Origin of the sequence: Comamonas sp. BIGb0124, from assembly GCF_003752175.1 — a bacterium.
Taxonomy (GTDB): domain Bacteria; phylum Pseudomonadota; class Gammaproteobacteria; order Burkholderiales; family Burkholderiaceae_C; genus Comamonas_F.
Window position 1 is genome coordinate 291,136 of the sequence record NZ_RJVF01000014.1, and the last position, 12,244, is coordinate 303,379.

12 protein-coding genes are annotated in these 12,244 nt (G+C 63.9%); 2 read left to right on the top strand and 10 right to left on the bottom strand.

Annotated features, from left to right (window positions below; genetic code table 11):
- The first annotated feature begins 18 nt into the window (after positions 1-18).
- Positions 19-1,158 (top strand): beta-N-acetylhexosaminidase, encoded by a 1,140-nt coding sequence (gene nagZ / locus EC845_RS19315; protein ID WP_123299765.1) that lies wholly within the window; start codon positions 19-21, stop codon positions 1,156-1,158.
- A 27-nt stretch (positions 1,159-1,185) separates the two neighbouring features.
- Here the strand turns inward: nagZ and EC845_RS19320 are convergent, their stop codons facing one another.
- The 10 genes from EC845_RS19320 to EC845_RS19365 all read right to left on the bottom strand — a co-directional run bounded on the left by EC845_RS19320 (position 1,186) and on the right by EC845_RS19365 (position 10,964).
- Positions 1,186-1,698: a YgjP-like metallopeptidase domain-containing protein gene (locus EC845_RS19320; protein WP_123299766.1), complete on the bottom strand. Its 513-nt coding sequence runs from the start codon at positions 1,696-1,698 to the stop codon at positions 1,186-1,188.
- Between the two features lie 16 nt (positions 1,699-1,714).
- A complete protein-coding gene (locus EC845_RS19325) occupies positions 1,715-2,971 on the bottom strand; it encodes an Hsp70 family protein (protein ID WP_123299767.1) in 1,257 nt (418 codons plus the stop codon).
- Positions 2,972-3,125: 154 nt separating this feature from the next.
- Positions 3,126-4,673, bottom strand: coding sequence for a lysine--tRNA ligase (gene lysS / locus EC845_RS19330; protein ID WP_123299768.1), 1,548 nt, complete (start codon positions 4,671-4,673; stop codon positions 3,126-3,128).
- 216 nt (positions 4,674-4,889) lie between these two features.
- Entirely contained in the window at positions 4,890-6,200 is a 1,311-nt protein-coding gene (locus EC845_RS19335; protein WP_123299769.1) for a citrate synthase, read from the bottom strand.
- A gap of 28 nt (positions 6,201-6,228) precedes the next feature.
- The gene (locus EC845_RS19340; protein ID WP_123299770.1) at positions 6,229-6,525 is read right to left on the bottom strand and encodes a succinate dehydrogenase assembly factor 2; all 297 of its coding nucleotides are present in this window, start codon (positions 6,523-6,525) and stop codon (positions 6,229-6,231) included.
- A 45-nt stretch (positions 6,526-6,570) separates the two neighbouring features.
- Positions 6,571-7,275: a succinate dehydrogenase iron-sulfur subunit gene (locus EC845_RS19345; RefSeq protein WP_123299771.1), complete on the bottom strand. Its 705-nt coding sequence runs from the start codon at positions 7,273-7,275 to the stop codon at positions 6,571-6,573.
- A gap of 27 nt (positions 7,276-7,302) precedes the next feature.
- Complete coding sequence (gene sdhA / locus EC845_RS19350) at positions 7,303-9,108, bottom strand: succinate dehydrogenase flavoprotein subunit (protein WP_123299772.1); 1,806 nt, start codon at positions 9,106-9,108, stop codon at positions 7,303-7,305.
- 3 nt (positions 9,109-9,111) lie between these two features.
- The gene (sdhD, locus tag EC845_RS19355) at positions 9,112-9,474 is read right to left on the bottom strand and encodes a succinate dehydrogenase, hydrophobic membrane anchor protein (RefSeq protein ID WP_123299773.1); all 363 of its coding nucleotides are present in this window, start codon (positions 9,472-9,474) and stop codon (positions 9,112-9,114) included.
- A 23-nt stretch (positions 9,475-9,497) separates the two neighbouring features.
- Positions 9,498-9,929 (bottom strand): succinate dehydrogenase, cytochrome b556 subunit, encoded by a 432-nt coding sequence (gene sdhC / locus EC845_RS19360; RefSeq protein ID WP_123299774.1) that lies wholly within the window; start codon positions 9,927-9,929, stop codon positions 9,498-9,500.
- A 228-nt stretch (positions 9,930-10,157) separates the two neighbouring features.
- Complete coding sequence (locus tag EC845_RS19365) at positions 10,158-10,964, bottom strand: GntR family transcriptional regulator (protein WP_123299775.1); 807 nt, start codon at positions 10,962-10,964, stop codon at positions 10,158-10,160.
- A 254-nt stretch (positions 10,965-11,218) separates the two neighbouring features.
- Between EC845_RS19365 and EC845_RS19370 the strand changes: the two genes are divergently transcribed.
- Positions 11,219-12,205, top strand: a complete 987-nt coding sequence (locus EC845_RS19370) for a malate dehydrogenase (RefSeq protein WP_123299776.1) — start codon at positions 11,219-11,221, stop codon at positions 12,203-12,205.
- Positions 12,206-12,244 lie beyond the last annotated feature (39 nt).

Genomic DNA, 12,244 nt, shown 5'->3' on the forward strand with positions numbered 1-12,244 from the left:
CATCTTTTCTGATCGACCATGAGCGCCAAGACTTCCAAGGCCAAAGCCAAGACCCGACCACCGGCCGCGCCTGCCGCCGGCTTCGACGAGATCGACGGTTTTTCGCACGCCCCTCTCATCATCGACGTCGCCGGGCTGACGTTGACGGACGCCGACCGCCGGCGGCTGGCCCATCCGCTGGTCGGTGGCGTGATTCATTTCGCGCGCAACTGGCAGGACCGGGCGCAACTGACCGCACTCAATGCCGAGATCAAGGCCGTGCGTCCCGATCTGCTGATCTGCGTGGATCACGAAGGTGGCCGCGTGCAGCGTTTCCGCACCAACGGCTTCACGCATCTGCCGCCCATGCGGGCCCTGGGCGAGCTCTGGAACACCCAGCCGCTGCAGGCGACCAATGCCGCCACGGCGCTGGGTTACGTGCTGGGCGCCGAGCTGCGGGCCTGCGGCGTGGACTTCAGTTTCACCACGGTGCTGGATCTGGACTACGGCGCCAGCAGCGTGATCGGCGATCGCGCATTCCACCGCGATCCGCGGGTGGTCGCGCTGCTGGCCAAAAGCGTCATGCACGGCCTGCTGCTGACCGACATGGCCAATTGCGGCAAGCATTTTCCGGGGCATGGCTACGTCAAGGCGGATTCGCATGTGGACGTGCCGGTCGATCGGCGCAGCCTGAAGGCGATCCTGGCCGAGGATGCCGCGCCCTACCAGTGGCTGTCGAGCAGCCTGACGTCGGTGATGCCCGCGCATGTGATCTACCCCAAGGTCGATGCGCTGCCGGCTGGCTTTTCGCCGAAGTGGCTGCAGGACATCCTGCGTGACAAGCTGCGGTTCATGGGGGCGATCTTCAGCGATGACCTCAGCATGGAGGGCGCGCGGCGCCTGGGCGGCGAAATCGTGAGCTATACCGAGGCCGCCACCACCGCGTTGAACGCCGGCTGCGATCTGGTGCTGTTGTGCAACCAGAGTGTGGTCGACGGCGGTGCACCCATCGATGCGCTGATCGAAGGACTCGAGCGGGCCCACGAGGCACGGCAATGGCAGGCCCACGAAACCGGCGAGCTGCGCCGCCGTGCGCTGCTGCCCCAACTGCCGCCCCTGACCTGGGACGAGCTCATGCACGATCCGGTCTACCAGGAGATGCTGTCGCTGCTGCCGTGAGGCTCGGCGGACGGCCGTTGGACCGGCTCAGCCGGTCGTGGTCCATTCCATGGTGCCGTGGCGCTGCAGTTCCAGCAGGTACAGGCGCACGGACCATTCGACCTGGTGGTAATCGGGCTGCATGTGGCAGCACAGGGCATAGAACGCCTTGTCGTGCTCGCGCTCGCGCACGTGGGCGAGCTCGTGCACGGCGATCATGCGCAGAAAGGGCTCGGGCACCTCGCGGAACAGGCTGGCGATGCGGATGTCGCGCTTGGCCTTGAGCTTGCTGCCCTGGATGCGCGACTGCCGGGTGTGCATGCCCAGGGCATGTTCGAGCACGCGCATCTTGCTGTCGTAGGCGACTTTCTGGATGGGCGGTGCATTGCGCAGATGGGCGTTCTTGAGCGCCTGCACGTAGTCGTAGAGCGCGCCGTCGGTTCGAACGCCGTGCACACCACCGGGGAAACGCCGGCGCAGCCAGTCTGCGAGCTGCCCGGCTTCGAGCAGTTGCAGGGCCTGGGCCTGGAGCTCCGGAGGATAAGCGCCGATGGGGTTCATGGTGTGTGCCGAGGGGTCACTGGCGTGTGGCGTAGGCCAGACCGCTGGCGACACCGCCGAAGAAATCGCCCTCGACCAGTTGCACACCGGCGAAGTCGCGCCGCAGCTGTGCCTGCAGGGGTTGCAGGGCCGACGAGCCACCGGTGAGGTAGATGGCATCGATCTGGCTGTGGGCCAGGCCGGCGCGGCGCAGGCATTCCTGGGCGCTGGCGCCGACGCGCTCGAGCTGCGGCAGCAGATCGGCTTCGAGTTCCTGCGGCTGCAGGGGCAGCGACCAGCCGCGCTCGATCTGCGTGAGGTCGATCGAGGCCGGCTCGCGCGTGCTGGAAACGCCGATCTTGGCGGTTTCGACGGCATGCAGGACCTGGTGCCCCAGGCGCTCGCGCAGCACCGTCATGAGCCTGTCGTGTAGATGCGTGTCGCTGTAGTTCTCGCGCAGCGACTGGGCCTGATGCAGCACCTTGGCGCTGTAGAGCCAGTTGATGAGGTGCCAGGTCGAGAGGTCGAGGAACAGCGGACTGGGCACCTCGCGGCCCTGCGGTCCGATGTGCCGCAGCCCCAGGTGGGGCATGACCTGCTGCAGCGTCAGGCGCTGGTCGAAGTCGGTGCCGCCGATGTGCACGCCGCTGGTGGCCAGGATGTCCTGGGCACGGTCGGGGCGGGTCGTGCGGTCGGGCCCCAGGCGCACGACGGTAAAGTCCGAGGTGCCGCCGCCGATGTCGACGATGAGCACCAGGGATTCCTGGCTGATGCGGCGTTCGTAGTCGAAGGCGGCGGCGATGGGCTCGAGCTGGAAACGGATGTCGTCGTCTGCGAAACCCGCCTGCCGCGCGGCCAGCCGCAACGCGGCTTCGGCCTGTTGATCGCGGCTGCTGTCGTCGTCGACGAAGTGCACGGGACGGCCCAGCATCAGGCGTTCGGGGCGCCGGCCGGTCTGGCGTTCGGCGCGCCGCACCAGTTCGGCCAGGAAACGGCTGATGATGTCCTGGAAGCTCACGGATTCGCCATGCACCGCGGTCTTTTCCTGCAGCAACGGACTGCCGAGCAGGCTCTTGAGCGAGCGCATCAGACGGCCTTCGGTACCGGCCAGATAGTGGCCGACGGCGTCGCGGCCGTAGTGTGTGCTGCGCTCTTCGTCGTTGAAGAAGAGGGCCGTGGGCATGGCGGTGGCCTGGCCTTCGAGGCGTATCAACTGGGCTTGCCCGTCCGGTCCGGTGACGGCCATGGCCGAGTTGGAGGTACCGAAGTCGATGCCGAGGGTATAGGGACTCATGGGAAAGGAAAGCTGGGAAAACGGGGGCAGCCGAGCGCGGCTTCGGTCGCGTGGCTGGCAGGACGAACGGGCCGGCCCTGACCAGGGGAGCAGACAAAAAAGCCACCCCGGCCGGATGGGGCGGCAGGGTGGCTGGCCTGTCGGGCAGCGCGGATCAACTCTCGCGGCGCAGGGCAGGGAAGAGGATGATGTCGCGGATGCTGGCGCTGTCGGTGAGCAGCATCATGAAGCGGTCGATGCCGATGCCGCAGCCGCCGGTGGGAGGCATGCCGTATTCGAGGGCACGCACGAAGTCGTGGTCGAAGTACATGGCCTCGTCGTCTCCGCTGTCCTTGGCGGCGACCTGGGCGTTGAAGCGTGCGGCCTGATCCTCGGCGTCGTTGAGCTCGGAGAAACCGTTGCCGAACTCCCGGCCGGTGATGTAGAGCTCGAAACGCTCGGTCACTTCCGGACGGTCGTCGTTGGCGCGGGCCAGCGGCGAGATCTCGGTGGGGTGTTCCATGATGAAGGTGGGCTGCCAGAGCTTGTCTTCGACGGTTTCCTCGAAATACAGCACCTGCAGGCTGGCCAGGGTGCGTGCGGCGAGCTTGTTCTTGCCTTCGCTCAGGCCCAGCTTTTGCAATGCGGCGATCAGCCACTCGCGGCTGTCGACCTGCTCGCCTGCCTCGGTGTACTTGACGATGGCTTCACGGATGGTGAGGCGCTGGAAAGGCGCGGCCAGGTCCACCGGCTTGCCCTGGTAGGTGAGCGCCAGCGTGCCGACGGCCTTCTGCGCGGCATCGCGAATCAGGCTTTCGGTGAAGTCCATGAGGTCGCGGTAGTTCCAGTAGGCCGCGTAGAACTCCATCATCGTGAACTCGGGGTTGTGACGGACCGAGATGCCTTCGTTGCGGAAGTTGCGGTTGATTTCGAAGACACGCTCGAAACCGCCGACGATCAGCCGCTTGAGGTAGAGCTCGGGGGCGATGCGCAGGTACATCTCCTGGTCGAGCGCGTTGTGGTGCGTCACGAAGGGCTTGGCATTGGCACCGCCGGGGATGGGGTGCAGCATGGGCGTCTCGACCTCGAGGAAGCCGTTGGCGACCATGAACTCGCGGATGCCGCTGACGGCCTTGCTGCGGGCCACGAAGCGTGCACGGGCCTGTTCGTCGGTGATGAGGTCGACGTAACGCTGGCGGTACTTCTGTTCCTGGTCGGACATGCCGTGGAACTTGTCGGGCAGCGGGCGCAGGCTCTTGGTGAGCAGGCGCAGGCGGGTGACCTTGACCGACAGCTCGCCGGTCTTGGTCTTCATCAGCGTGCCTTCGGCACCGACGATGTCGCCCAGATCCCAGCGCTTGAAATCGGCGTAGACCTCTTCGCCCACGGCGTCGCGCGTCACGTAGAGCTGGAGGCGGCCCGTGGCGTCCTGCACGGTGGCAAAGCTGGCCTTGCCCATCACACGCTTGAGCATCATGCGGCCGGCCAGGCTGACGGTCGCTGCCGCCGCCTCGAGGGCTTCGGGTTCGGTCTGGCCGTGCTCGGCCACCAGCGTCGCGGCGTGGTGGGCCGGCTTGAAATCATTGGGGAAGGCCACGCCCCGGCCCTCGGCCTGCGCTGCACGCAGGGCTTTGAGTTTCTCGCGCCGCTCGGCGATCAGTTGGTTGTCGTCGATGGCGGGGGCGGCCGCCGGGGCTGCCTGGGGGGGATTTTGATCTGACATGAGCGGTGAAAAACGGGCGCGTCCGAAGGGGACACAAATCGCAAAGGGGTGATTTTAAGTTTGCTTGGGCGACGCGGGCTGCTGTGCTGTTGCGGCAAGCGCAAAACGGGGCCTGAATACGAACGCCGATAAAAACGAAAAGCCCACGGCTGGGGCCGTGGGCTCGTGGCGGCAGAAAAAGCGAAAGGGCTTTGACTTCGGTGTGCCGCCTGTGCTTCAGCGTTTGTCGATGGCGGGTACGTCGCGCACCGGGCTGCCGGTGAACAGCTGGCGGGGACGGCCGATCTTGTACTCGGGATCGCTGATCATTTCGTTGAGCTGGGCGATCCAGCCGACCGTGCGGGCCAGCGCGAACACGCCCGTGAACACGTTGACCGGGATGCCGATGGCGCGCTGCACGATGCCCGAGTAGAAGTCGACGTTGGGGTACAGCTTGCGCTGGACGAAGTAGTCGTCTTCCAGGGCGATCTTCTCGAGCTGCTTGGCCAGGGCGAACAGGGGATCCTTTTCCAGGCCCAGTTCGGCCAGCACTTCATTGCAGGTTTCCTGCATGAGCTTGGCGCGGGGGTCGTAGTTCTTGTAGACGCGGTGGCCAAAGCCCATGAGCTTGACGCCGGACGACTTGTCCTTGACCTTTTCCATGAACTCGCCGACCTTGGCCACGCCGCCCTGGCGCTGGATGTCCTCGAGCATGTTCAGGCAGGCTTCGTTGGCACCGCCGTGGGCAGGGCCCCACAGGCAGGCCACGCCGGCGGCGATGGCCGCAAACGGGTTGGTGCCCGACGAGCCGCACAGGCGCACCGTGGAGGTGGATGCGTTCTGCTCGTGATCGGCGTGCAGGATGAAGATGCGGTCGAGCGCACGTTCGAGCACCGGGTTGACCTTGTATTCCTCGCACGGGTTGCCGAACATCATGCGCAGGAAGTTGCCCGAGTAGCTCAGGTCGTTCTTCGGGTACATGTAGGGTGCGCCGATGCCGTACTTGTAGGCCATGGCGACCAGCGTGGGCATCTTGGCGATCAGGCGGATCGCCGAGATCTCGCGGTGCTCGGGATTGTTGATGTCGGTGCTGTCGTGATAGAAGGCCGACATGCCGCCCACCAGGCCCGTCAGAACGGCCATGGGGTGAGCATCGCGGCGGAAACCGCGCAGGAAGAACTGCATCTGCTCGTTGACCATGGTGTGCTTGGTCACGCTCTCGTCGAACGACGCCTTCTGCTCGGCATTGGGCAGTTCGCCCTTGAGCAGCAGGTGACAGACTTCGAGGAAGTCGCAGTTGGTGGCGAGTTGTTCGATGGGGTAGCCGCGGTACAGCAGCTCGCCCTTGTCGCCGTCGATGTAGGTGATCGACGATTGGCACGAAGCCGTGGCCAGGAAGCCGGGATCGTAGGTGAATTTGCCGGTCTGGCCGTAGAGCTTGCGGATGTCGATCACATCCGGGCCGATGTTGCCCTGATAGATGGGCAGCTCAATGCTGGGGTCACCGTTGCTGAACGAGAGGGTTGCTTTGTTGTCGGCGAGTTTCATTTCACGCTTTCCTTCGAGTTACCGGTTTCTAAAGAGAAGAGGCGACCACATCGGGCGGTTGTCTCAGCAGTTGTAGTACTTCGCACACTTCTTCGGTGGCTAATTCTTCGGGGGGAGTCTTGCGTCCGAGCAGCAGATCCATGAGATCGTTGTCGGAAAGGTCGGTCAGCAGCGTCAGCCCCCTGGCCTGGCGTTGTGTGAGCGTGGCCTCGTAGCGCTTGAAGAAACGCTCGATGAACAGATCGTTCTCGAGCAGGCCGCGGCGGCAACGCCACTTGAGCTTGCCCAGCGATCTTGCGTCGAGAGGTTGCTGATCGTCTTGCATCGAGGTTTCTTCAGATGGTTATTGTGGCCAAAACTCAGGATTGTGTCAGACCGCGCGGCGGACCATCAATTCCTTGATCTTGCCAATGGCCTTGGTGGGGTTGAGTCCCTTCGGACACACGTCCACGCAGTTCATGATGGTATGGCAGCGGAACAGGCGGTACGGGTCTTCCAGGTTGTCCAGGCGAGCCGAGGTGGCCTGATCGCGGCTGTCGGCGATGAAGCGGTAGGCTTGCAGCAGGCCGGCCGGGCCGACGAACTTGTCCGGATTCCACCAGAAGCTGGGGCAGCTGGTCGAGCAGCTGGCGCACAGGATGCACTCGTAGAGGCCGTCGAGCTCTTCGCGTTCTTCGGGAGACTGCAGGCGTTCCTTCTCGGGCAGCGGCGACTCGTTGATCAGGTAAGGTTTGATCGAGTGGTACTGGTTGAAGAAGTTGGTCATGTCCACGATCATGTCGCGGATGACCGGCAGGCCCGGCAGCGGCTTGAGCACGATCGGATCCTTGAGCGTGCGCAGGTTGGTCAGGCAGGCCAGACCGTTCTTGCCGTTGATGTTCATGGCGTCCGAACCGCAGACGCCTTCACGGCACGAGCGGCGGAACGACAGGGACGGATCGAGGGCCTTGAGCTTGACCAGTGCATCGAGCAGCATGCGTTCGTTGCCTTCGAGTTCGATCTCGACGGTCTGCATGTAGGGCTTGGCGTCCTTGTCCGGGTCGTAGCGGTAGATCTTGAATGTACGCTTTTGCATGATGTTCTTTCGTCGTGGAGCGAACGCTTAGAAGGTACGAACCTTGGGCGGAATGGAGGCCACCGTCAGCGGCTTGAGGCGCACGGGCTTGTAGTCCAGGCTGTTGGTGGCGCTGTACCACAGGGTGTGCTTCATCCACTCCTTGTCGTTGCGGCCCAGGGGGAATTCCGGATCGTCGGCGGGACGTTCGTAGTCGTCGACCGAGTGCGCGCCGCGGCATTCGTGGCGGGCCGCCGCCGAGATCATGGTGGCCTGCGCGACTTCGATCAGGTTGTCGACTTCCAGCGCTTCCATGCGGGCGGTGTTCCAGACCTTGGACTTGTCCTTGAGGGTGACGTTCGGCACCCGTTCGCGGATCTGGTTGATGGACTGAACGCCGGCATCCATCTTTTCCTGCGTGCGGAACACGCCGGCGTGGGTCTGCATGCACTGGCGGATGTCGTTGGCCACGTCCTGCGCGTACTCGCCACCGGTCGAGCCGTCGAGGCGGGCCAGGCGCGAGAGCGTGAAGTCGGCGGCACCGGCGGGCAGGTCGCGGTAGGCCCGCGTCTTGTAGTGCTGGTCGACGATGTGGTTGCCGGCGGCGCGGCCGAACACCAGCAGATCGAGCAGCGAGTTGGTGCCCAGGCGGTTGGCGCCGTGCACGCTCACGCAGGCACATTCGCCCACGGCGTAGAGGCCGTTGATGGGCGAGGCGTAGTTGTCGCCCTTGTGTTCGACGACCTGGCCGTGGATGTTCGTCGGGATGCCGCCCATCTGGTAATGGATGGTGGGCACCACCGGGATCGGTTCCTTGGTGATGTCGACGTTGGCGAAGTTGTGGCCGATCTCTTCCACCGAGGGCAGGCGCTTGCGAATGGTTTCGGCGCCCAGGTGGTCGAGCTTCATGTAGATGAAGTCCTTGTTGGGTCCGCAGCCACGGCCTTCCTTGATTTCCTGGTCCATCGAACGGGACACGAAGTCGCGCGGGGCCAGATCCTTCAGCGTGGGCGCATAGCGCTCCATGAAGCGTTCACCGTTGCTGTTGAGCAGAATGGCGCCTTCGCCACGGCAGCCTTCGGTCAGCAGCACGCCCGCGCCGGCCACGCCGGTGGGGTGGAACTGCCAGAACTCCATGTCCTGCAGCGGAATGCCTGCGCGAGCCGCCATGCCCAGACCGTCGCCGGTGTTGATGAAGGCATTGGTGGAGGCCTGGAAGATGCGGCCGGCACCGCCGGTGGCCAGCATCACGGCCTTGGCGTGGAACACATAGGTGTCGCCGGTCTCGAGTTCGAGCGCGGTCACGCCGACCACGTCGCCTTCGTCGTTGCGGATCAGGTCCTGCGCCATCCATTCCACGAAGAACTGGGTGCGGGCCTCGACGTTCTTCTGGTAGAGCGTGTGCAGCATGGCGTGACCGGTACGGTCGGCCGCGGCGCAGGCGCGTTGCACGGGCTTCTCGCCGTGGTTGGCGGTGTGGCCGCCGAAGGGGCGCTGGTAGATGGTGCCGTCGGCATTGCGGTCGAAAGGCATGCCGAAGTGTTCAAGTTCGTAGACGACCTTGGGGGCTTCGCGGCACATGAACTCGATCGCATCCTGGTCGCCGAGCCAGTCGGAGCCCTTGATGGTGTCGTAGAAGTGCCATTCCCAGTTGTCTTCGGACATGTTGCCGAGCGAGGCGCTCACGCCGCCCTGGGCTGCCACGGTGTGCGAGCGGGTCGGGAAGACCTTGGAGAGCACCGCCACGGACAGGCCCGCACGGGCCAGTTGCAGGGATGCGCGCATGCCGGAACCACCGGCGCCGACGATCACGACGTCGAATTTACGGGTGCTGACGGAACGGGACGATGTCATGGTTTACAGCCTCCAGAGGACTTGAATCGCCCAACCCGCACAACCGACGAGCCAGACCATGGTGAAAATGTTGAGGGCAATTTTGATGGACACGGGTTTGACGTAGTCCATCCAGATGTCGCGAACGCCGACCCAGACGTGATAGAGCAGGGCGACGATCACGCAGAAGGTCAGGACCTTCATCCATTGCGACGCGAAGATGCCTGCCCATTGCTCGTAGCCGATGGGGCCGGATGTAAAGATCACTTGCGCGAGCAAGATGACGGTGAAGAGGGCCATGAGGCCGCCGGTGATGCGCTGGATGAGCCAGTCGCGCAGGCCGTAGTGTGCGCCGACGACCGTGCGCTTGGAACCGTATGTAGACATGTGGGGAGACTCCTGCGGACGGATCAGTACAGGCCAAAGAGCTTGGCGCCCAGGACCACGGTCAGGCCGATGCTCAGCGCCAGGGTGACCAGAGCCGAGGTGTGGCCGAATTTTTTGCTCACGGCGTGAGCCACATCCATCCAGAGGTGGCGGAGGCCGGCGATGAAATGGTGCAGGTAAGCCCAGATCAGGGCCAGAGCCACGAGCTTGAGGAACCAGCCGGGAACAAAACCGAGACCTTCATTGAAGGCACCGCGAAACACGGCATAGGAGTATTCCGAGGACACGGAGGTGTCGAACAGCCAGATGATGAATGGCAGGAACAGGAACATCAGCAGGCCGCTGATGCGATGGAGGATGGAAACCCATCCTGCGGGAGGCAGCCGGTAGGTCGTCAGGTCCTTGATGGCATTGATATTTTTGAATTCCGGCCTTTTTTTGGCAAGCTCAGTCATGGCATGGCTTTCTTTCGTGGAAGGGAATGCTATTTGTCGTGATTGGCGATGTAACTCGCTTGTAACCCGAGTCGATCTCCACGCGCGGACAACCGAAAATTCTATTGCACCGCACGATAAATGACCGAGGTACCCGTCATATTTGACTAAGGTACTCGGAGTGGCATGGAGGGGGGCAGTCGTCTCCTTTTTGTCTTGTTTTTTGCCGATGACCGCATGGATGCGGAATCAGCTGAGCATATTTCGATAGTGGTGGATGTCGGTGCGATAGAGGCCGCGGCGCAACTCCATCGGGACGTCGTTGTAGGTGTAGGCCAGGCGTTCGACGCTCAGCAGCGGTGCCCCGGGCTGTACGCCCAGCCACTCGCAATTGTCGGTGTCCGCGGCCACGGCCTTGAGTTTTTCTTCGGCGCGCACCATGCGCACGCCGAACTCGGATTCGAAGAGGGCGTACATCGGCGCATCGGTCCGGGCCAGGCGTTCGAGGGTCAGGCCCTTGAATGCGTTGCCAGGAAGCCACAGGTCTTCGAGGATCGTGGGTTGCTGCGCAAATGCGAGCGTGCGGCGCACGTAGATCACGGCATCGCCCGCGCGCAGGCCCAGGGCGCGGGCGATGTCTGCCGAGGCACGCAGGCGTTTGCAATCGAGGAAGCGGCGCAGCGCCGGGCCTTCGCTCTGCTGGTCGCCGCGGTCGGGCGACAGGCGCAGGAAACGGTAGTTGACGTGCTGCTCGGCATGGGTGGCGACGAACGTGCCCTTGCCCTGGCGGCGGATCAGCAGGTGGTGGGCGGCCAGCTCGTCGATGGCCTTGCGGACGGTGCCCTGGCTGACGCGGTAACGCGCGGCCAGCTCCATTTCACTGGGGATGGACTCACCGGGTTTCCACTCGCCGCCTTCGAGGCTCTGCAGGATCAAGCCCTTGATCTGCTGGTACAGCGGACTGAAAGCCGGGCCGGCCGGCCCGCTCAGGGGGGGCGTTTCCGTCTCGGCGGTCGCGGCGCGGGGCACCGGAGCACTGGAAGAAGAAGTAGCCATGATCTCTTGAAAGTTCGCGGGGACGGCCGGGCCGATCCGGGTTGCGGCAAAGACCGCAGCCGGGGCTGGGGATCGGCTGGCCGCGATCATATCTTATATAAGATATAAGACAAATTGACTCGGTTTATCCTGCAGCAGTACACTCGAATGCTGTGCGGGGTCCTGCCGTCGGACTGCTGGCAACGAGACGAGCAGCAGGTGTCATCCAGGCGGTCGAGAATCCCACATCCAACACCCCCATACAGGAGCCTTCAATGAGTAAAAAGCCCGTTCGTGTCGCCGTTACCGGTGCTGCTGGTCAAATCGGTTATGCCCTGCTGTTCCGTATCGCCTCCGGCGAAATGCTGGGCAAGGATCAGCCCGTCATTCTGCAACTGCTCGAGATTCCCGACGAAAAGGCTCAGAAGGCGCTCAAGGGCGTGATCATGGAGCTCGAGGACTGCGCATTCCCCCTGCTGGCCGGCGTGATTCCCACGGGCGACCCGCTGGTGGCCTTCAAGGATGCCGACTACGCCCTGCTGGTGGGCGCACGCCCCCGCGGTCCGGGCATGGAACGCGCCGACCTGCTGGCCGCCAACGCGCAGATCTTCACGGCTCAGGGCAAGGCTCTGAACGAAGTGGCTTCGCGCGACGTCAAGGTTCTGGTGGTGGGCAACCCCGCCAACACGAACGCCTACATCGCCATGAAGAGCGCGCCCGATCTGCCGGCCAAGAACTTCACGGCCATGCTGCGCCTGGATCACAACCGCGCCGCCAGCCAGATCGCCGCCAAGACCGGCACCGCCGTGGGCGACATCCAGAAGCTGACCGTGTGGGGCAACCATTCGCCCACCATGTACGCCGACTACCGTTTCGCCACCGTCGGCGGCAAGGCCGTCAAGGACCTGATCAACGACCAGGTGTGGAATGCCGACACGTTCCTGCCCACCGTGGGCAAGCGCGGCGCCGCCATCATCGAAGCCCGTGGCCTGTCCTCGGCTGCTTCGGCTGCCAACGCCGCCATCGACCACGTGCGCGACTGGGCCCTGGGCTCCAACGGCCATTGGGTCACCATGGGCGTTCCCTCCAATGGCGAATACGGCATTCCGGCCGGCGTGATCTTCGGTTTCCCCGTGACCACCGAGAACGGCGAATACAAGATCGTCGAAGGCCTGGAAATCGATGCATTCAGCCAGGAACGCATCAACAAGACCCTCAAGGAACTGCAAGACGAGCAAGCCGGCGTGTCGCACCTGCTGTGATGGCCGCGCGTGGCGTGACTTTGTGTTTCACCGTCGACT

Excerpts from the sequence above, each read along its gene's own strand:
- EC845_RS19335 (WP_123299769.1), bottom strand. The coding sequence starts at position 6,200 with ATGAAACTCGCCGACAACAAAGCAACCCTCTCGTTCAGCAACGGTGAC.
- EC845_RS19320 (WP_123299766.1), bottom strand. The coding sequence starts at position 1,698 with ATGAACCCCATCGGCGCTTATCCTCCGGAGCTCCAGGCCCAGGCCCTG.
- EC845_RS19365 (WP_123299775.1), bottom strand. The coding sequence starts at position 10,964 with ATGGCTACTTCTTCTTCCAGTGCTCCGGTGCCCCGCGCCGCGACCGCC.
- nagZ (WP_123299765.1), top strand. The coding sequence starts at position 19 with ATGAGCGCCAAGACTTCCAAGGCCAAAGCCAAGACCCGACCACCGGCC.
- sdhD (WP_123299773.1), bottom strand. The coding sequence starts at position 9,474 with ATGTCTACATACGGTTCCAAGCGCACGGTCGTCGGCGCACACTACGGC.
- EC845_RS19345 (WP_123299771.1), bottom strand. The coding sequence starts at position 7,275 with ATGCAAAAGCGTACATTCAAGATCTACCGCTACGACCCGGACAAGGAC.
- EC845_RS19325 (WP_123299767.1), bottom strand. The coding sequence starts at position 2,971 with ATGAGTCCCTATACCCTCGGCATCGACTTCGGTACCTCCAACTCGGCC.
- sdhA (WP_123299772.1), bottom strand. The coding sequence starts at position 9,108 with ATGACATCGTCCCGTTCCGTCAGCACCCGTAAATTCGACGTCGTGATC.
- EC845_RS19370 (WP_123299776.1), top strand. The coding sequence starts at position 11,219 with ATGAGTAAAAAGCCCGTTCGTGTCGCCGTTACCGGTGCTGCTGGTCAA.
- EC845_RS19340 (WP_123299770.1), bottom strand. The coding sequence starts at position 6,525 with ATGCAAGACGATCAGCAACCTCTCGACGCAAGATCGCTGGGCAAGCTC.
- lysS (WP_123299768.1), bottom strand. The coding sequence starts at position 4,673 with ATGTCAGATCAAAATCCCCCCCAGGCAGCCCCGGCGGCCGCCCCCGCC.
- sdhC (WP_123299774.1), bottom strand. The coding sequence starts at position 9,929 with ATGACTGAGCTTGCCAAAAAAAGGCCGGAATTCAAAAATATCAATGCC.